The following is an 18983-nucleotide window of genomic DNA, read 5'->3' as shown; positions in this document are numbered from 1 at the left end:
GTGAAGAAAGAGTATTTGCGCTTAGATAATGTCGACGGCTCTCTGATTCAGCTCTCCGGCCTGCACCGGGTGCGCTACGGCGAGATCGTCTCCATTACCAATCGGGACACGAAGGAAATCCTCGTAGGCCGGGTCATCGGCATCAACGACGATGCCGCCACGGTTCAGGTCTTCGGCGAATCCATGGGGGTCTCCACGGAAAACTTAAACGTGGTCTTCGAAGGCCGTCCCTTTGAAATTCCCCTGTCCCCGGAAATCTTAGGCCGCCGCTTCAGCGGCATCGGCCGCGCCATCGACAAAGGCGGCCCGGTCTATTCCGATAAATTTTACAATGTCAACGGCCAGCCCATGAATCCGGTGGCCCGGGAATACCCGAGAAACTTTATCCAAACGGGGATTCGCGGCATCGACTCCGTCATGACCCTGATTCGCGGGCAAAAGCTCCCGATCTTCTCCGGCGCCGGGCTTCCCCACAACGAGCTCGCCGCCCAAATCGTGCGCCAGGCCGACGTTTCCGACGAAGGCGAGAGCGGCGATTTCGCCGTAGTCTTCTGCGGCATGGGCCTGAAGCGGGAAGTGGCGTCCTTCTTTACGGACAGCTTTATGGAAGCCGGCGTTATGGACAAAGTCGTCATCTACATGAATTACGCCGACGACCCGATTATGGAGCGGATCATCGCGCCGAAATGCGCCCTCACCGCGGCGGAATACCTGGCATTCGAACAACACAAACACGTTTTGGTTATTATGACCGACATGACCAGCTACGGGGAAAGCTTGCGGGAAGTGTCTTCCCAACAACAAGAAGTGCCTTCCAGGAAAGGCTACCCGGGCTACTTGTACTCGGACCTCGCCGCCATCTACGAGCGGGCGGGAATGATCAAAGGCGTGAAGGGCTCGGTCACCTTGATTCCCATCCTGACCATGCCCTCCGACGACATTACCCACCCGATCCCCGACTTGACCGGCTACATTACCGAAGGCCAAATCGTGCTCTCTCGTGACTTGCACGGCCAGGGCATTTATCCCCCCATTAACATTCTGGACTCCCTGTCCCGTTTGATGAAAGACGGCATCGGGGCGGACTACACCCGAGAAGACCATTCCGACGTCTCCGCCCAGCTCTTCGCCTCCTACTCCCGATGCATCGAGGTGCGCTCTTTGGCGCAAATCATCGGAGAAGAGGAACTTTCCGAAGGGGATCAACAGCTTTTGGAATTCGGCCGCCGATTCGAAAACGAATTTATCGGCCAGGACTTTAACGAGTCCTCCGATATCGGCCAAACCCTGGATAAGGCCTGGGAACTTTTAAGGACCCTGCCCAAAGACAGTTTGGTGCGCGTGGATCCGAAGATTCTGGAGAAATATTATTAGAGGTGAGCCATGGCGAAACGCGTAACGGCGACGAAAGCCAATTTAATCAAAGTAAAAAACGCTTTGGATTTTGCCAAGCGGGGCTACAGCCTGCTGGATAAAAAGCGGGCCGTGCTCATGCGCGAGATCATGCGCTTAAACGCCCGGGCCCAAACCATTCAACAAGAGGTGGAAGAGCACTTCAGCCGCTCCTACGACGCCCTCACCATGGCCTCGGTGACCATGGGATGGGAATCCGTGGTGGGAATGAGCAAATCCATGCCCACGGAAGAGCCCTACCACATCGGCTACCGCTCCGTCATGGGCGTGGAAATTCCCGAAATCCACTACAAGGCCTTTAAGCCCCAAACCACCTTCAGTATGTTTGAATCCAACTTCGCCTTCGACGAAGCCTACATTCGCATGCACGACATGCGGGCGAGGATTTACGAATTGGCGGAAATCGAAACGGACCTGTACCGCCTGGCCAAGGAAATCAAAAAAACCGTGAAGCGGGCCAATGCCCTGGAAAAAATCCAAATTCCCAAGTACGAAGCCGCGAAAAAAGAAATCGAAGAAATTTTGGCGGAAAAAGAGCGGGAAGATTTCTTCCGCTTGAAGCGCGTCAAAAACAATGTAAGCAAATAAAGGAGGTCGCCGTGGAACTGAGGCGCATGTACGACGAAGATTTTAACTACCTGGGCTATTTAAAAGACCGAAAAGAGCCGCTGGAGGCCACGGAGTATTTCGTCGTCTCAGGCGTCATGGTCATCTCCCGGGGCAAGCTTTTGGTGACGAAACGGGCCAAAAACAAAACCTTCCCCCATCAATGGGAATTTACCATGGGAAGCGTCGTGGATAAGGAAAGCCCCCTTGAGGGCGCTCTGCGCGAGCTCAAAGAAGAAGTGGGCATTCGGGCCACGGACAGAGACCTTACCTTCCTCGGCACCATGAAGGAAAATCAGAAATTTTCCAAAATCTTTCTCCTCGAAAGAGATGTGGACAAGATTAAAATGCAAAAAAGCGAAGTGGAAGATTACAAATTCGTTGGCAAAACGGAGCTCGACGCCATGTTAAAAGCCGGGGACTTCGCCCCGCCCATGGCCAAGCGCATCGAGACCTATATGGAAAAAATCGCCCCGAAGCTTAACGACTGATTTAAAAAGCGTCTTTACAACGATTCACTGTGCTTTATGATCAAAGGAAGCAATTGGATATTTTCGTAGAAATCATTATTTGAGAGGTGTTTTATGGAATCTGTTTTGTTTGGAGGTTTGTTTTCCGTAATAGCCATCGTTGCAAAGCTCGTCTTTATGGTACTCGTCGTATACTATCTGGCGAAGATCGCCAATAAAAAATAAAACGCGCCTTACTTAAGGCATGAAAAGCCTCTCCGTCGCGGCTCGCTATGGAGAGGTTTTTTACGTTAATTGAGGCTTTATGTTAAGAAAAAGGAGCTGCTTTTTCAGAGCAGAGCGGGAAAATCCGTGTCAATGCAAAATATTCTTTTACAATGTAGTTGGTTGTGATAGAATGTGAACCATCATGAATGTTGTACGTATCGTTAAGAAACTGAGGTGAACAATGGATCTGTTACTGAAAGTAAACGGGTATTTGTACTACCCCATACTTATTATTATTTTAATCGGCGCCGGCCTTTACTTCACCGTGCGCACGGGATTTTTACAAATTTCGATGTTCGGCGAATCCCTGCGGGTGTTGCGTGAAAAGCCCCACGAAGGGGAAGTGTCTTCCTTCCAGGCTCTTATGGTCTCCACGGCATCCCGCGTCGGCACGGGCAATATCGTCGGCGTGGCACAGGCCATTTGCCTCGGCGGCTACGGCGCCGTGTTCTGGATGTGGATCATCGCCTTAATCGGCGGCGCATCGGCCTTTATCGAATCCACCTTGGCGCAAATCTATAAGCGCCGGAGCGAGAAAGGCAACAGCTACGGCGGCCCGAGCTACTACATCGAAGTGGCCTTGGGCTCCCGCAAATTAGGCGTGCTCTTCGCCATCTTCTTGATTTTAACCTACGCCGTGGGCTTCAATATGCTTGCATCCTTTAACATGACCGACTCTTTCCGCGTCTACGATTTCTTCGTGGAAGGCAAGACCACCTGGATCATCGGCGGCATCCTCGCCGTCGTCGCCGGCTTCTGCATCTTGGGCGGCGGCAAACGCATCATCAAAGCCACCTCCACCGTTGTACCCTTTATGGGGATTATCTTCGTGGCCATGGCCCTGTTTATGATCGTGAAAAACATTGCCTACATGCCCACGGTCTTTAAAAACATCTTCTCCGACGCCTTTAACTTCCAAGCCATCTTCGGCGGCTTGGCCGGTTCCGCTTTGGTTCAAGGGGTCAAGCGGGGGCTGTACTCCAACGAAGCCGGTATGGGTTCCGCGCCCAACGCCGCTGCCTCGGCAGACGTGTCCCACCCGGTAAAACAAGGCCTGGTTCAAATGTTCTCCGTCTTCTTAGACACCCTGGTTATCTGCTCCGCCACGGCATTTATGGCCATGGCATCGGGCGTTGAAGCCACGGAAGAATTGGCCGGCGCCGCCTACGTACAGGAATCACTGGCCACGGTCTTCGGTCACTACGGCTACGTCTTTATCTCCCTGTCCTTGACACTCTTTGCCTTTACCACCCTTTTGGGCAATCTCTACTACGTGGACAGCTGTCTGAACTATCTCCACAAAAAATCCCCCTCCAAAACCTTCATGCTTTGCTACCGACTCGTGGCGATTCTCCTCATCTTCCTGGGCAGCAGCATGAAAATGGAACTGGCGTGGAATGTGGCGGACTTCTTAATGGCCCTCATGGTCCTCGTAAACATTCCCTCGATTCTGCTTTTGAGTAATCAGGCTTTGGCCGCATTAAAAGACTACAAAGAACAGGTTCAAGCGGGCAAAGATCCCCACTTTATCGGCAGAGACATCGGCCTGGACGAAAGCAAATTGGATTATTGGAAGTAAAAATTTACAGAAAACCGAAGCGCCTCTCGCAGGCGCTTTTTTTCTGTCGTATTGCGGAAGGAAATAAAAAGAGAGATTTTAGCACATAATCCTTACCCGGACTTTACTTTTTGATATAATAAGGTCGACTATGTATGAAACAATGTGACGGAAGGAGAATGTATGGGCGAGGTAAGTTCATGGTCTCAAATTGACTGGCATTTTATTGCCGGCGGTCTGGGCCTGTTTCTTTTCGGCGTCAAACTCATGGGCGACAGCCTGACGAAGTTTGCCGGCACGAAAATTCGAGACTATATAGAAAAATATACGTCCAATCCCCTGATGGCGGTCCTCGTCGGGATCGTCATGACCGGCTTGATCCAATCCTCATCGGCGGCGACGGTCATCGCCATTTCCCTCGTACGAAGCGGGCTGATGGGCATGAGTCAAGCCATTGCCATTATCCTCGGCGCCAACATCGGTACCACGGTGACGTCGATCTTAATCGGTTTTCAACTGGATTACTTGGCCTACTTTATACTGCTTGTAGGCGTATTTTTGGCCCTGATGGCATCGAAGAAAAAAACCATCTACCTGGGCGAAATCATTATCGGCTTCGGCCTCTTGTTTATCGGCTTAAACACCATGGGCGACGCATTAAAAGAACTGCAGTACATCCCGGGCTTTTCCGATATGGTCGTTCGGCTCAGTCGCCAACCGATCCTGGCCGCCTTAATCGGCGCCGTGGTCACCGGCGTGATCCAATCGTCCTCGGCCATCGTCGGGATCGTACAGACCCTTTATGCCAGCGATTCCATTACCTTGGTGGCGGCCCTGGGCCTGGTCTTCGGTGCCAACATCGGCACCACGGTCACCGCGGCTTTGGCCTCCGTCGGCGGCAGCCTGGCCGCGCGGCGCACGTCCCTGTTCCACTTTTTATTTAATGTGTCCGTGTCCGTATTTTTCCTGGCCATTATCGGCCCCTACGAAAGCTTCGTCATCTACATGGCGGAGAAGTTTCACATTAACGACATGATGACCATCGCCGTGGCCCACTTCACCTTTAACTTCGTGGGTATGCTCATCTTCCTACCCCTGATTCCCAAATGCGTCCTGCTTTTGAAAAAACTTATGCCCGGACGCGACGATCTATCCTTGGAACTCGGGAAAATTCAGCTGGACGAAGCCATGGTCAAGACCTTCCCGGCCGGAGCCCTTTCCCAAGCCAAGGCGGCGATCTTTCAAGTATCCGACATCGTGTTGGAGGCCCTTCAAGACAGCAAGCAGTACCTGTTGACCAAAGACAAAAAACACTTCCACGAAGTCAATCAACTGGAAGACATGGTCAATTCCCTGGATACGAAAATCGAATCCTACCTCTTGAAGATTTCCAAGCAATCCCTTCCGGAAGAGTTGGCCGATGAATACTCGGCGAGCCTTCAGGTGCAAAAAAACTTTGAGCGCATCGGCGACCTGGTGCAAAACTTGGTGGAATACTTCGAAATGATTTACGATTCCGGCGAAGAATTTCAAGAAGAAGCCATGGATGAACTCAATTCCATCTACGAACTGTTGATCCACATGTATGTGAACGGGGTAGAAGTCTTTAAGGGCGGCGATCGCCACCTCTACGAAGTCATGAAGGAAGACGAAAACAATCTCAACTACCTGGAATACGAACTTCGCGCCTCCCACTTCAGGCGCATGACCTCCCAACACGAAGAAGCCACGGTCACAACCTCCCTCTTCGTGGACATCCTGGGTACCTTGGAACGTATCGGTGACCACGCCTTTAACATCGCGCGCCTCACCTTCGATCCCATTAAGACCCACGGGGAAAAATCCCTGGTGGCGGAAGATGTCAGACGCGCCACGGCGGGTTGATAAAATAAAGGCTCTATACTATCCATTGAGGAGTTGCTCCCCAATGGATAATATAGAGCCAAAAAACACATAAAAAAGAGACAAACCCCGAGATGTATTCGGAGTTTGTCTGCAGTCTGAGAGAGACTTATTCGTCTCTCTCTTTTTTTATGGCTGTACGGGCCTGAAGGCTCTTGGGGATGTCTAAGATGCGCTGGTTTTCGCTGCCCCGAAAGGCGAGTTTTAAATTTTTCTTCGCCTCCACAAAGGGGCCGTCCACGAGAACGTCGCAGGATTCGAGGAGCTTCACTTTTTCGGGATCGGTGAGGATCTCTTCGAAGGTGTAGCCGGAGTAAATCCACACGGAGGTCGGGATTTGTTTTTTGACATCCGCCAAAACCCGTCGTAGCCAGGTGTTTTCCATGGGTTCGCCGCCTAAAAGGGTGAGGCCCGCAACTTCCGGGCGGCTTAAATAGTTGATCAATGTCTCTGTCGTCTCGTCCGTCCAAACCTCGCCGAAGGCGGGATCCTGGTAGGGTTCGTTGAAACAGTTTTTGCATTTTCGGCTGCAGCCGGTGACGAAGACCGACACGCGGATGCCCGGGCCGTTTGCCACATCCAGGGGCCGAATTTGCGCGTAGTTGCCGTAGTCCATTTTAAATGTGCAGGACGCGGGCGTCGATTTCCTTGGTGCGGCCTTCGTTCCAGAAGTTTTCGCCTAAATAGCCGCAGGTTCTGCGAATGACGGTAAGCTTGGTGCGATCTTTGTTGCCGCATTGAGGGCACTCCCAATCGCCGTCGTCGTTGACGGTGATTTCGCCGTCGAAGCCGCATTCGTGGCAGTAGTCGGATTTCGTATTAAATTCCGCGTAGGAAATGTGATCGTAAATATAGCCCACCATGGTCATGACCGCGTCGATGTTGTTGGTCATATTGGGGATTTCCACGTAGCTGATGCAGCCGCCGGTGGAGATTTTTTGGAATTCGCTTTCGAAGTCGAATTTGTCGAAGGCGTTGATTTCTTCCCGTACATCCACGTGGTAGCTGTTGGTGTAGTAGCCCTTGTCCGTAATGTCTTCGATGGCGCCGAAGGTGGCCTTGTCGATGGAGCAGAAGCGGTGGGTCAAGGATTCCGCCGGGGTGCCGTACAGGGCGAAGCCCAGGCCGGTTTCCGCCTTCCAGCTGTCCACGGCATCCCTTAAGGCGTGCATGACGCGCATGGCAAAGGCGTGGCCTTCTTTCGTGGTGTGGGAGGTGCCGATGACGCATTTCGTGGCTTCGTAGAGACCGATGTAGCCCAAAGACAGAGTGGAGTAGCCGCCTTCTAAATAGTCGCCGATTTTTTCGCCGGGCTCCAGGCGGGCGATGGCGCCGTCTTGCCAGTGAATGGGGGAGACGTCGCTGGTCACTTCCTTCAGGCGTTCGTAGCGAATCAAAAGGGCCTTTTTCACGAGCTCGAGGCGCTTGTTTAAAAGCTCGAAGTAAGCGTCTTCGTCGCGACCGGCCAAAATGCCGATTTGCGCCAGGTTGACGCTCACGACGCCCATGTTAAAGCGGCCGTCGAATTTGTAATTGCCTTCTTCGTCTTTCCAAGGGGAAAGGAAGGAGCGGCAGCCCATGGGGGAGAAGACATTGCCTTCGTAGATTTCCTTCATTTTCTTTGCGGAAATATAGTCCGGATACATGCGCTTCGCCGTGCAGGTGGCGGCCAGGCGAGTGAGGTAGTAGTAGGGGCTGTCTTTGTGGATGTTGTGTTCGTCCAGAACGTAGATCAGCTTCGGGAAGGCCGGCGTGACCTTCACCCCTTGTTTGTTTTTAATGCCGTCGATCCGTTGGCGAAGGATTTCTTCCGTAATAAGGGAGGCCTCGTAGGCGTATTCGCTTTCGGGATCGAAGTACATGAACAGGGTGACGAAGGGCGCTTGGCCGTTGGTGGTCATGAGGGTGTTGATTTGGTATTGAATGGTTTGTACGCCCGATTTAATTTCCCGCTTCGTGCGATTCCAGGCCACTTTTTCCGCCATGGCCATGTCGGCTTTTTCCATGCCGTAAATGTCCAGCTGCTCGGAAATGGAGGCGCTTAAGTATTTTTCGTAGCTTCGGCGCACATAGGGGGCCAAAATGCGGTCGATGCCGTTAATGGATTGGCCGCCGAATTGGCCGGAAGCTACTTGGGCGATGATTTGTGTCGTAATGGTGCAGGCCGTTTGGAAACTCTTCGGCGATTCGATCATCTTGCCGTTGACCACCGTGCCGTTTTTCAGCATGTCTTCCAGATTGATCAAACAGCAGTTGAACATGGGCTGAATGTAATAGTCCATGTCGTGGACGTGAATGGCGCCGGAGTCGTGGGCCGTGACGATGTCTGTGGGAAGAATCCGGCGGCGTGCGATGTCTTTGGAGACTTCCCCGGCGATGAGATCCCGTTGGGTGGAGACCACCACGGCGTTTTTATTGGAGTTTTCATCCATTAAATCCGCATCGGAATAGGTCAAAAGGCTTTCGATGGAGGAGTCGGTGGAGTTGTTTTCCCGCTTAAAGGATTGCACAGAACGGTAGGACTCGTAGGCCTTGGCCGTGGCGATGTTGTTTTTTTCGATTAATTTTTCGAAGACCCGCTTTTCTACCTGAAGCACGGTGGAAGACAGCTCTTCCCTTAAAATTTCTTCTTCGATTTCTTTCGCTACCATGTCCGCCTGATTTTCCACGAAATAGCCCGTGGGCGAGTGCATGGCCTTTTCGATGGCGACGACGATTTTCGATCCGTCGAAATCCACGGACTCGCCGTTGCGCTTAATAATCCTTAAATTGCTCATTCCATTCCTCCGAATAATACAAAATGTCTATTACTTAACCCCTGCGGGTGTTTCTTACGTTTCGCGGGCACTGTTGTCCCAAGCGAGACGATTATACTACATATGGGAGACAAAAGGAAGATGTTTGGGAAAATTATCTATATATAGTGTCTACTTGAGAATGCGAAAAGGGACGTGCAATTGCCTGAAACCCGACGGTTGGGAGAAATAATCCGCGGATATGGTTTACAAGTTTTAAAATTGTGGTATCATAATAGAGGAACTGGCACTCGACATACGCAAGTGCTAATATCATTTCAGGAGGCACATCATGACCATTAAACCATTAGGTGAACGTGTTGTAATTCAAAAAATAGAAAAAGAAAACGTCACGGCCAGCGGCCTCGTCTTGCCCGATACGGCAAAAGAGGAATCCAATGTGGCCACGGTCATCGCCGTGAGCGAGGAATTAAAAAATTCCGAAGACATTCACTGCGACGTCGTCGAAGGGGACAAAGTCATCTACAGTAAATACGCAGGCAGCGAAGTGGAAATGGACGGAGAAACCGTCATCGTCTTAAAATACCAAGACCTGTTGGCAAAATTAAACTAAGTAAAAGAAAGTAGGAGATATTATGGCAAAAGAATTAAAATTCAGCGCAGACGCCCGGGAAGGTCTCGTCGGCGGCATTAACAAATTAGCGGACACAGTGAAAGTCACCTTGGGGCCCAAGGGCAGAAATGTCGTATTAGATAAGGAATTCGGCGCTCCCCTCATTACCAACGACGGGGTGACCATCGCCCGTGAAATCGAATTGGAAGATCGCTTCGAAAACATGGGGGCACAACTGGTAAAAGAAGTCGCCACCAAGACCAACGACGTAGCCGGCGACGGCACCACCACCGCCACCCTGCTCGCCCAAGCCATTATTCGCGAAGGCTTAAAGAACCTGGCCGCAGGCGCCAATCCCATGGTCCTTCAAAAGGGCATTAAAAAGGCCGTGGACGCCATTGTGGAAGAATTAAAGAAATTCTCCGTCCCCGTGGATAATTCCGATGCCATCGCAAGTGTGGCCGCCATTTCCGCCGCCGACGAACGCATCGGCGAACTGATCGCCGAAGCCATGGAAAAAGTAGGCAAAGACGGCGTCATCACCGTGGAAGAAAGCCGCTCCATGGGCACCCAATTGGATGTCGTTGAAGGGATGCAATTCGACCGCGGCTACCTGAGCCCCTACATGGTCACCGATCCCGAAAAACGCGTCGCCGAATTGGACGATCCCTATATCTTAATTACGGATAAGAAGATCAGCAACATTCAAGACATTCTTCCCGTCTTGGAACAAGTGCTTCAAGAATCCCGCCCCGTCCTCTTAATCGCCGACGACATCGAAGGGGAAGCATTGGCAACCTTGGTGGTCAACAAACTTCGCGGCACCTTAAATGTGGTAGGCGTCAAGGCACCGGGCTACGGCGACAGAAGAAAAGACATGCTCCAAGACATCGCCATCTTAACCGGCGGCACGGTGATCACCGAAGACTTGGGCTTGGACATTAAAGAAGCCACCGTGGACATGCTGGGCCGTGCACAAAAAGTCCGCGTGGAAAAAGACAAGACCGTCATCGTCAGCGGCGCCGGCGAACGCAGCGCCATCGACGAACGCATCGGCCAAATTCGCGCCCAAGTGGAAGAAACGGAAAGCGAATTCGACCGGGAAAAATTACAAGAACGCCTGGCGAAACTCTCCGGCGGCGTGGCCGTCATCCAAGTGGGTGCGGCCACTGAAATCGAACTCAAAGAACGCAAGCTCCGCATCGAAGACGCCTTGGCAGCCACTCGCGCAGCCGTAGAAGAAGGCATCGTTCCCGGCGGCGGCGTGGTCCTCGTAGACTGCATCAGCTGCGTGGAAGCTTTGGCCGAAGCGGGCGAAGGCGACGAAAAGACCGGCATGATGATTATTCTCCGCGCACTGGAAGAGCCCCTTCGTCAAATCGCGGAAAACGCCGGTGCCGAAGGCTCCGTCATCGTGGAACACGTCAAGGGCGAAAAACCCGGCGTCGGCTACGATGCTTACAACGGCAAATACGTGAACATGATCGAAGAAGGCATCGTGGATCCCACGAAGGTTACGAGAAGCGCCCTGCAAAATGCAGCCAGCGTAGCCAGCATGCTGCTCACCACCGAAGCGGCCGTGGCCAATATTAAAGAAGACATGCCCGACCTCGGCGCAGCCGGCATGGGCGGCGGCATGGGCATGATGTAATCAATAAAATCTCAAAAATCCCTTTACCTGCGCGGTAAGGGGATTTTTTATAGAAAAGACATTTTCCCTTTTTCTGAAATCCTATAAAAAGCATAGGCAATCGCGCGCCGCGGTGGAGATAAAGGGCGGGACGTGATAAAATAGAGTGGATTAAATATAGAAATGGAGAAAGAACAAATGAACAAAAACTATATGGTAAACGAAATTAAGAATGAAATGAAAACCTGTATCGACGGCATTAACGGCGACAATCTCTTTGAACGCCGAAGCCGCGTGGAAAAGCTCTTCGATTTAGCGGAGCTCTTGTACGACATCGAAACGGAAACGACCTACTCCGAGGCGCCTCGCGTCGCAGTAAATGACGAGGATTACTACGTGGGCCGCGTCCACTTGCGCCTCGGCGGCGGCACCTTAGGCGACGACAATGTGTTTATTCCGGAAAAAGTCCTGCGCCTGCAAAACATCGGCGAAGGGGACCAAGTCCGGGCCAAGGTGGTAAAGCAGGTGTATAATAACAACCACCTGAAGAATATTTACAATTACGAACTTCTGGAAAAAACCACGGAGACCATTGAAAGCGAGCGGCGGGTCATTCCCTACGCGCGGGTGCTCTACGATCCCGATTTCCGCGGCCTCTACATCGAAGGTGAAGGGGAAGACGGCATCATGCGCGTCAATTTGGAAGACGTGAGTTTGGGCAATTTAAATGTCGGCGAAGGCGACATCGTGGACTACGCCTACTGGCAACGGGATCCCGAAGGGGGCCGGGTCATTTGGATCCACAACATGGATGGAGAGAACGTGCTCACTGCGGCCTACGACAATGAGCCATCGCCGGTGGAAGACGATGAATTTCTCGAACACCTTCAGCTCAGCGTCTTCGGAAACGGCCCGGTGGTAAGCGAGCAGGTAAACGCCCTGAAAGACGGGGGAAGCGACGTGGTCCACATCGACGAAGCCTCCGAAGAAAACATCGAAAGCAATTTAGACGGCGCGGATTTGGTGCTGGTGTATCTGAATTCCGTGCGACCTGCGGATGTGAAGCGCATTCGCGACGGCGTGAGAAAGCGTGATTTGGACGTCCTCTTTATTCAAGACGAGGACTTCGATAATATTTTGTCCGCCATTCACGACAAATTGGAAAACAGCTATTATTTCGACATTTAAGGCGAGAGAAAGGGGACAGACGTGAAGTTATTTAATTCCATGACGAGACAAAAAGAGGAATTTAAGTCGCTGGAGGATAAGAAGGTACGCATGTACAACTGCGGCCCCACGGTCTACAACTTCATTCACGTGGGAAATGCCCGCCCCTTGGTGGTTTTCGACACCTTGCGCCGCTACTTTATCTACAAAGGCTACGACGTGGATTTCGTCGTAAACTTTACGGACATCGACGACAAGCTGATTAATCGGGCCAAGGACGAGAACACCACGGTATTCGACGTAGCCGATCGCTACATCGGCGAATTTATGCAAGACGCCAACGGACTGAATCTCTACACCTACAAGACCATTAACCCGCGGGCCACGGAATTTATCGAACCCATGTTGGAATTTGTGGGGGGCCTCGTGGAAAAAGGCGCGGCCTATCCGGCGGACGGCGACGTGTACTTCGACATTACCAAAGCCAAGGATTACGGCAAGCTCTCCGGAAAAAACATCGACGAGCTGCAAAGCGGCGCCCGCATCGAAGTGAACAGCGCCAAGAAAAATCCCGGCGACTTTGTTCTGTGGAAGGGCAAGAAAGAAGGCGAACCCTTCTGGGCCAGCCCCTGGGGCGACGGCCGCCCGGGCTGGCACTTGGAATGCTCCGTCATGGCCAAGACTCTGCTCGGTGAGACCATCGACATCCACTCCGGCGGGGAAGATTTGCAGTTCCCCCACCACGAAAACGAAATCGCTCAATCGGAAACCTTAACGGGCAAGACCTTCGCCAATTACTGGCTCCACAACGGCATGATCACCGTCGACGGCACAAAGATGAGCAAGTCCTTGGGGAATTTCTTTACGGTGCGTGAAGTGGCCAATGTCTTCGATCTGGAAGTGCTTCGCTTCTTCCTTTTAAGCGCCCACTACCGCAGCCCCATTAACTATTCCTACGACGCCATGGAACAAACCAAGGCGGGCCTGGACCGCCTCTACGGCGTCAGAGACCACATGGAACAGCTCTTAAAGGGCGACATGGAAGCGGGGAATGACGCGGACTTCGACGCCGATGTGCAAAAAGAAAAAGAAGAATTTATGGCGGCCATGGACGACGACCTGAACACGGCCCGTGCCACCGGCGCCCTCTTTACCCTGGCGAGAGACATCAACACCTTTATCGCCAAGGGACCGAAGAAGGACAGCTTGCAATCGGCCTACGACACCTTTATGGAACTGGCCGACGTTTTGGGGATTTTGTATCGCCGGGAAGAAGCCGACGAAGACAGCGCCATCGAAGCCCTTTTGGAAGAGCGAAAGGCCGCACGGGCCAACAAAGATTTCGCCCGGGCCGATGCCATTCGCGACGAGCTCTTCGAAAAAGGCATCGCCATCGAAGACACGAGAGAGGGCACTCTGTGGAAGAGGATTTAAGAGGATATTTTTCCGCGCCCATGTGGACGGAAGACGAGGCGAGGGGGCAAAATCCCCTCGTTCTTGCTTACATAGGGGATTGTGTCTACGAACTTTTCATCAGAAGCAGGATTCTTCACCGAAACGAAAAGGTGGCCCGCCTCCACCGGGCCTCGGCGAAGCGGGCCAAGGCCTCGGCCCAATCGGCCCTTGCCGAGGAATTAAAGGATTTTTTCACGGAAGAGGAGGCCGCTGTCTATCGTCGCGGGCGCAATGCCCACTCGAAGACCACGGCGAAAAACGCCTCCGTGGCGGACTACCGAAGAGCCACGGGCTTTGAGTGTTTGATCGGCTACTTGTATAGTTCGGGAAACACGGCGCGGCTTGTGGAGTATTTTAAAGAGATTGAGAGGATATGGGAGAATGAAGGTTAAACTCATTGCATACACGCCGGACGGGGCGGCTACCATTGCCAAGGCCGCCAAGCTTTGCTATTCCCCGGTGGGGGTGGAGGCCATCGAAGAAAAATTGGACGAGGCGGAGGTTGCCCGCTTCGTCGCCATGCTCGCCGACATGGGCCACGCCTCGCCTATGGAGCACATCAGCTTCACCTTTGCCATCGAAGGCGTGAGCCGGGTCCTGACCCATCAATTGGTGCGCCACCGCCTGGCCAGCTATTCCCAGCAATCCCAGCGCTACGTGCGTTTGGATCGATTTGAGTACATTATTCCCAAGGCCATCGAAAAAGACGAAGCCGCCAAGGCCCGCTTCATCGAAAGCATGAAGGCGGCCCACAAGGCCTACGAGGATCTCACGGAGCAGTTGAAGGCCGTCTATGTGAAAGAGCTCGAGGAATCCGGGATGGACGAGAAAAAAGCCGCCTCCGCGGCGGAAAAGCGCGCCATCGAAGATGCCCGCTACGTGCTGCCCAATGCCTGCGAGACGAAAATCGTCGTGACCATGAACGCGAGGAGCTTGATGCACTTTTTCACCATGCGGCTCTGTGAGCGGGCCCAGTGGGAAATTCGCGACATGGCCCTCGCCATGTTGAAAGAAGTCTTGGCCGTGGCGCCTGAGGTATTTAAACAGGCGGGTCCCGCCTGCGTTACGGGTCCCTGCCCGGAAGGGGCCATGACCTGCGGAAAAATCAACGAAGTCCGCGCCTTTTACAAGGAGGAAGTATGGAAACGACCATGATCTACGGCCGAAACCCGGTCCTTGAAGCCTTAGACAAAATGCCCGACAAGGTCTACATTCAAAAGGGCGCGAAAGACGGCTCTATGAAAAAAATTCGCGGCCGAGCCAAAGAACTGGGCATCTACGTTCAGGAGCGCGAAAAATCCCGCCTGGACGAAATGTGCGGCAATCAAAACCACCAAGGCGTCGTGGCCTTTATTTCCGATTTCACTTACGGCAGCGTGGAAGACATGTTGGCCCTGGCCGAAGAAAAAAGCGAGGATCCTTTAATCGTGCTCTTAGACGGCATCGAAGATCCCCACAACCTCGGCGCCATTATTCGATCCGCCTACGCCATGGGCGCCCACGGCGTCGTGATACCGAAACACCGAGCCGCCGCCGTGAACGCCACGGTGTATAAGACCTCCGCCGGGGCGGTGGATCACATGATCGTGGCGAAGGTCACGAACATCAACCGCACCATCGACGATTTAAAGGCGAAAAATATTTGGGTCTACGGCGCCGACGGAGGAAAGGGCGCCCTTTACGATGCGGATCTCACCGGCCCCATCGCCGTGGTCATCGGCAACGAGGGCAAGGGCCTGGCGGAAAAGACGAAGGAACACGTGGACAGCCTGCTCTCCATTCCCATGGACGGGGGCTTCGATTCCTTAAACGCCTCCGTGGCCGCCTCGATTTTCCTCTACGACATCAAGAGACAGCGACATGGCAAGGCATCGGCGCTATAAAAGAGACGGTCGCTACCTCTTTGTCGACGGTTACAACATCATCAACTACTGGTCCGACTTCGACGGCCTCATCGACGAGCATCTGGAAGAGGCCAGGGAACTTTTGGTGGATCTCTTGGAAGAGTACGCCGCCACGGAGCATCTGTTTATCATCCTCGTCTTCGACGCCTATCGGGTGAAGGGAAACGGGGGCAGCATTCAGAGAAAGCCCCACATGGACATCGTCTTTACGAAAGAAACCGTCACCGCCGACCGCTACATCGAAAGCGAAATCGCCTCCATGGGCCGGGTGCGGGACGTGACCGTGGCCACCAGCGACTACGTGGAGCAGCAGATTATTCTCGCCCGCGGGGGCAAGCGCATCAGCGCCAGAGAGCTGGAGCTCTTGGTGAAGCGCTCGAAAAGCCTGACGCGAAAAGAAGCCAATCGCATTCGCACGAAAAAAGGCACTTACCTCGCCATGGACGAGGAGAACAAGAAAAAGCTGGAAGATTTAAAGCGGCAACTGGACAAGTAAACGGGAGGGAAGCCTCTCGTTTTTTGTTGCGGCGAAAAGGGGCGAAAAATCCCGCCGTTTTTTTGAAATAACCTTGTCAATCCGCGAAAGGAAACGTACAATGGTTGTGGTAGTATTCGAAGGAAACTATACATTTATTTCTACATGAACGACCGTCACAATGTGTATTGCACTCAAACGAGGTGATAACATGAAGCGAGTAGGCATTATCGGCGCCGGAAAAGTCGGCGTCAGCTTAGGCATCGCCCTGTTTACATCGGGGCCCCTGAGAATCAGCGGCTACTTTAGCCGCAGCCTTTCAAGCGCGGCCTACGGCGCAGAGAGGACAAACAGCGCGTGCTTCAAGACCCTAAATGAATTGGTCGAAGCCAGCGATGTGATCTTAATCGCCACCCCGGACGATGCCATCGAAGGCGTGTGGCGAGACCTTTTACAATTAAATATTTCGGGAAAGATTCTCTGCCACACGGCGGGCAGTTTGTCTTCTTCCCTTTTCTTCGATCGTACTACCAACGACGTTTATGCCGCATCCATGCATCCCCTATTGGCCTTTGCCGACAAGGAATCGGGACACGCATCCGTCGGTAGTGCGTTTTTTACTTTAGAAGGCGACGAGAAGGCCGTGGCGGTGTTTAAAGACTGTCTCGATGCCCATAATATCGCCTACAAAGTCATGACGAGTGCCGACAAGGCCACCTACCATTTGGCCACGGCGGTTATGAGCAATTTAGTCGTGGCCGTAAGCGCCATGGCCTTCGACCTCATGGAGGACGTGGGCTTTACAGAAGCCGAGGCGAAAGAGGCCTTAAAGCCCCTGGCCACCGGAAATTTGGCGAAGATTTTCGACGTGGGCCCCGCCGCCGCCCTTACGGGCCCGGTGGAACGCTGCGACATGACCACCGTTCGCCGCCACCTGGACGCCTTGGCGCGAAAGGGCGATGAGAAGGAAGAGGCCCTCTACCGGGCGGCAAGCTTGATTTTGGCCGACATCGGCGAGGAAAAACACAAGGATCGACCTTACGACGACTTGCGTCGATTGTTGAAAGGAGAAGAAGCATGAAAAAAGCAACGGTACGTACATTTAAAGAGGCCAAGGAGACGGGCGAAAAGCTCACCATGATTACCTGCTACGATTACTCCACGGCGAAGCTCGTAGACAAATCGGGGATCGACTCCATCTTAATCGGCGACAGCCTGGGCATGACCATGCTGGGCTACGAAGACACCTTGTCCGTCACCCTGGAAGACATGATCCACCACTCCGCCGCCGTGGCGCGAGGCGCAAAACATCCCCTGATTATTTGCGACATGCCCTTTTTAACCTACTCCACAGGCATCCGCGACAGCGTCATGAACGCCGGTCGCCTGATCTCCGAAGGCCACGCCCACGCCGTGAAGCTCGAGGGGGGCACGGAAGTAAAAGATGTCATTAAGGCCATCGTCGATGCGAAGATTCCCGTCTGCGCCCACATCGGCCTTACGCCGCAATCGGTCAACGCCTTCGGCGGCTTCCGCGTCCAAGGAAAAGACGAAGCCACGGTGGCCAAGCTCTTTGCCGATGCCAAGGCCGTTGAAGAAGCCGGGGCCTTTGCCGTGGTCTTGGAATGTGTGCCGGCGGCTCTCGCGAAGAAGCTCACGGAAATGCTTTCCATTCCCACCATCGGCATCGGCGCCGGCGTGGACTGCGACGGCCAAGTCTTGGTCTATCAAGACATGCTGGGCATGTTCGACGATTTCGTGCCGAAATTCGTGCATCAATTCGCCCACATCGGCGAAGCCATGGTGCAAGGTTTTAAGGATTACAACGACGCGGTGAAAGACGGCAGCTTCCCCACGAAGGAACACGAATTCACCATGGACGAACGATTACTGGAGGACAAGTAACAGGATGAAAATTATTACCCGCGTAGACGAATTAAAAGCCGCCTGTAAAGCGGCAAAAGCCAAGGGCAGTGTGGGCCTCGTGCCCACCATGGGCGCCCTGCACGAAGGCCACGGCTCCTTAATTAAAAAATGCCGCGAAGAAAACGACACGGTGGTGGTGTCGGTGTTTGTCAATCCCCTGCAATTTGCGCCGGGGGAAGATTACGAAGAATACCCCCGGGACATCGACAAAGACGGCGCCTTTTGCGAAAGCTTAGGGGCGGACATCGTCTTTCATCCGGAGCCGGAGGAAATGTATCCGGAAAACTTCGGCTTCCGCGTTACGCCTCCCGATGCCATGACCCACATTCTCTGCGGCATCACCCGCCCCATTCACTTTACGGGCGTGGCCACGGTACTCACGAAGCTCTTCAATTTGGTGGCGCCGGATAAGGCCTACTTCGGCCAAAAAGACGTGCAACAGGTGGCCATTGTCGAAGCCATGGTGCGCGACTTGAATATGGATCTCACCATCGTGCCCTGCCCCATCGTGCGAGAAGAAGACGGCCTGGCGAAAAGCTCCAGAAACCGCTACTTAAATGCCGAGGAGCGAAAGGTCGCCGTGGTGCTCTCCCGCTCCATTAAAAAGGCCAAGGCCATGGTGCGTGAAGGCGAGAAAGACGTGGCCGCCCTCTTGGATGCGGTGACGAAAGAAATTCAGGCCGAGCCTTTGGCGAAAATCGACTACGTGGAAATTCTCCGCTTCCCCCATTTCGAGAGGGATGCGACGCTGGTGAAAGACAGTTTTATTGCCATGGCTGTCTACATCGGAAGTACCCGCCTTATCGACAACAGCTTTTTTAAAGAAGACTTAGCGAAATAA

Annotated in this window: 18 protein-coding genes; 16 read left to right on the top strand and 2 right to left on the bottom strand. The window is 53.2% G+C overall.

Features of this window, described 5'->3' with window-relative positions; genetic code table 11:
- The 5 genes from OCV31_RS06880 (at window position 1) to OCV31_RS06860 (ending at window position 6198) form a co-directional block, all read left to right on the top strand.
- Window positions 1–1374, top strand: a complete 1374-nt coding sequence (locus tag OCV31_RS06880) for a V-type ATP synthase subunit B (protein WP_148473742.1) — start codon at window positions 1–3, stop codon at window positions 1372–1374.
- Window positions 1375–1383: 9 nt separating this feature from the next.
- A complete protein-coding gene (locus OCV31_RS06875; RefSeq protein WP_148473740.1) occupies window positions 1384–2001 on the top strand; it encodes a V-type ATP synthase subunit D in 618 nt (205 codons plus the stop codon).
- 11 nt (window positions 2002–2012) lie between these two features.
- Window positions 2013–2510, top strand: a complete 498-nt coding sequence (locus OCV31_RS06870) for an NUDIX domain-containing protein (protein WP_148473738.1) — start codon at window positions 2013–2015, stop codon at window positions 2508–2510.
- 427 nt (window positions 2511–2937) lie between these two features.
- A complete protein-coding gene (locus tag OCV31_RS06865; RefSeq protein ID WP_148473736.1) occupies window positions 2938–4335 on the top strand; it encodes an alanine/glycine:cation symporter family protein in 1398 nt (465 codons plus the stop codon).
- A 162-nt stretch (window positions 4336–4497) separates the two neighbouring features.
- Complete coding sequence (locus OCV31_RS06860; RefSeq protein WP_148473734.1) at window positions 4498–6198, top strand: Na/Pi cotransporter family protein; 1701 nt, start codon at window positions 4498–4500, stop codon at window positions 6196–6198.
- 127 nt (window positions 6199–6325) lie between these two features.
- On the opposite strand, the gene nrdG is transcribed toward OCV31_RS06860, so the two are convergent.
- Window positions 6326–6832, bottom strand: coding sequence for an anaerobic ribonucleoside-triphosphate reductase activating protein (gene nrdG / locus OCV31_RS06855; RefSeq protein WP_148473732.1), 507 nt, complete (start codon window positions 6830–6832; stop codon window positions 6326–6328).
- A 1-nt stretch (window position 6833) separates the two neighbouring features.
- Window positions 6834–8993, bottom strand: a complete 2160-nt coding sequence (gene nrdD / locus OCV31_RS06850) for an anaerobic ribonucleoside-triphosphate reductase (protein WP_148473730.1) — start codon at window positions 8991–8993, stop codon at window positions 6834–6836.
- Window positions 8994–9303: 310 nt separating this feature from the next.
- Between nrdD and OCV31_RS06845 the strand changes: the two genes are divergently transcribed.
- The 11 genes from OCV31_RS06845 to panC all read left to right on the top strand — a co-directional run bounded on the left by OCV31_RS06845 (window position 9304) and on the right by panC (window position 18983).
- A complete protein-coding gene (locus tag OCV31_RS06845; protein ID WP_148473728.1) occupies window positions 9304–9585 on the top strand; it encodes a co-chaperone GroES in 282 nt (93 codons plus the stop codon).
- 22 nt (window positions 9586–9607) lie between these two features.
- On the top strand, window positions 9608–11236 hold the full coding sequence (gene groL, locus OCV31_RS06840; protein WP_148473726.1) for a chaperonin GroEL: 1629 nt from the start codon (window positions 9608–9610) through the stop codon (window positions 11234–11236).
- 177 nt (window positions 11237–11413) lie between these two features.
- Window positions 11414–12403, top strand: coding sequence for a hypothetical protein (locus OCV31_RS06835; RefSeq protein WP_148473724.1), 990 nt, complete (start codon window positions 11414–11416; stop codon window positions 12401–12403).
- Window positions 12404–12424: 21 nt separating this feature from the next.
- Window positions 12425–13816 carry a cysteine--tRNA ligase gene (gene cysS, locus OCV31_RS06830; protein ID WP_148473722.1) on the top strand — a complete coding sequence of 464 codons (1392 nt, stop codon included), beginning with the start codon at window positions 12425–12427 and terminating at the stop codon, window positions 13814–13816.
- Window positions 13801–14229 carry a Mini-ribonuclease 3 gene (locus OCV31_RS06825; protein ID WP_148473720.1) on the top strand — a complete coding sequence of 143 codons (429 nt, stop codon included), beginning with the start codon at window positions 13801–13803 and terminating at the stop codon, window positions 14227–14229. Before cysS ends, OCV31_RS06825 begins: the two co-directional genes overlap by 16 nt.
- On the top strand, window positions 14219–14992 hold the full coding sequence (gene thyX, locus OCV31_RS06820) for an FAD-dependent thymidylate synthase (RefSeq protein ID WP_148473718.1): 774 nt from the start codon (window positions 14219–14221) through the stop codon (window positions 14990–14992). Before OCV31_RS06825 ends, thyX begins: the two co-directional genes overlap by 11 nt.
- On the top strand, window positions 14977–15720 hold the full coding sequence (rlmB, locus tag OCV31_RS06815; RefSeq protein WP_108831025.1) for a 23S rRNA (guanosine(2251)-2'-O)-methyltransferase RlmB: 744 nt from the start codon (window positions 14977–14979) through the stop codon (window positions 15718–15720). The genes thyX and rlmB overlap by 16 nt, the downstream gene beginning before the upstream one ends.
- Window positions 15698–16237, top strand: a complete 540-nt coding sequence (locus OCV31_RS06810; RefSeq protein WP_108831024.1) for an NYN domain-containing protein — start codon at window positions 15698–15700, stop codon at window positions 16235–16237. The genes rlmB and OCV31_RS06810 overlap by 23 nt, the downstream gene beginning before the upstream one ends.
- 190 nt (window positions 16238–16427) lie before the next feature.
- Entirely contained in the window at window positions 16428–17297 is an 870-nt protein-coding gene (locus OCV31_RS06805) for a Rossmann-like and DUF2520 domain-containing protein (protein ID WP_267303854.1), read from the top strand.
- Window positions 17294–18121: a 3-methyl-2-oxobutanoate hydroxymethyltransferase gene (gene panB, locus OCV31_RS06800; RefSeq protein WP_108831022.1), complete on the top strand. Its 828-nt coding sequence runs from the start codon at window positions 17294–17296 to the stop codon at window positions 18119–18121. The genes OCV31_RS06805 and panB overlap by 4 nt, the downstream gene beginning before the upstream one ends.
- Before the next feature lie 4 nt (window positions 18122–18125).
- The gene (gene panC, locus OCV31_RS06795) at window positions 18126–18983 is read left to right on the top strand and encodes a pantoate--beta-alanine ligase (RefSeq protein ID WP_148473714.1); all 858 of its coding nucleotides are present in this window, start codon (window positions 18126–18128) and stop codon (window positions 18981–18983) included.

The sequence above is a fragment of the Aedoeadaptatus acetigenes genome (assembly GCF_025566985.1).
GTDB lineage: Bacteria > Bacillota > Clostridia > Tissierellales > Peptoniphilaceae > Aedoeadaptatus > Aedoeadaptatus acetigenes.
The sequence above is the reverse complement of the archived record's forward strand: the minus strand, read 5'-3'. Positions and strand labels throughout refer to the sequence as shown.

What these genes read in the sequence shown, in the direction of transcription:
- OCV31_RS06875 (WP_148473740.1), top strand. Translation starts at nt 1,384, where the DNA reads ATGGCGAAACGCGTAACGGCGACGAAAGCCAATTTAATCAAAGTAAAA.
- OCV31_RS06865 (WP_148473736.1), top strand. Translation starts at nt 2,938, where the DNA reads ATGGATCTGTTACTGAAAGTAAACGGGTATTTGTACTACCCCATACTT.
- OCV31_RS06860 (WP_148473734.1), top strand. Translation starts at nt 4,498, where the DNA reads ATGGGCGAGGTAAGTTCATGGTCTCAAATTGACTGGCATTTTATTGCC.
- nrdG (WP_148473732.1), bottom strand. Translation starts at nt 6,832, where the DNA reads ATGGACTACGGCAACTACGCGCAAATTCGGCCCCTGGATGTGGCAAAC.
- nrdD (WP_148473730.1), bottom strand. Translation starts at nt 8,993, where the DNA reads ATGAGCAATTTAAGGATTATTAAGCGCAACGGCGAGTCCGTGGATTTC.
- OCV31_RS06845 (WP_148473728.1), top strand. Translation starts at nt 9,304, where the DNA reads ATGACCATTAAACCATTAGGTGAACGTGTTGTAATTCAAAAAATAGAA.
- groL (WP_148473726.1), top strand. Translation starts at nt 9,608, where the DNA reads ATGGCAAAAGAATTAAAATTCAGCGCAGACGCCCGGGAAGGTCTCGTC.
- OCV31_RS06835 (WP_148473724.1), top strand. Translation starts at nt 11,414, where the DNA reads ATGAACAAAAACTATATGGTAAACGAAATTAAGAATGAAATGAAAACC.
- thyX (WP_148473718.1), top strand. Translation starts at nt 14,219, where the DNA reads ATGAAGGTTAAACTCATTGCATACACGCCGGACGGGGCGGCTACCATT.
- rlmB (WP_108831025.1), top strand. Translation starts at nt 14,977, where the DNA reads ATGGAAACGACCATGATCTACGGCCGAAACCCGGTCCTTGAAGCCTTA.
- OCV31_RS06810 (WP_108831024.1), top strand. Translation starts at nt 15,698, where the DNA reads ATGGCAAGGCATCGGCGCTATAAAAGAGACGGTCGCTACCTCTTTGTC.
- OCV31_RS06805 (WP_267303854.1), top strand. Translation starts at nt 16,428, where the DNA reads ATGAAGCGAGTAGGCATTATCGGCGCCGGAAAAGTCGGCGTCAGCTTA.
- panB (WP_108831022.1), top strand. Translation starts at nt 17,294, where the DNA reads ATGAAAAAAGCAACGGTACGTACATTTAAAGAGGCCAAGGAGACGGGC.
- panC (WP_148473714.1), top strand. Translation starts at nt 18,126, where the DNA reads ATGAAAATTATTACCCGCGTAGACGAATTAAAAGCCGCCTGTAAAGCG.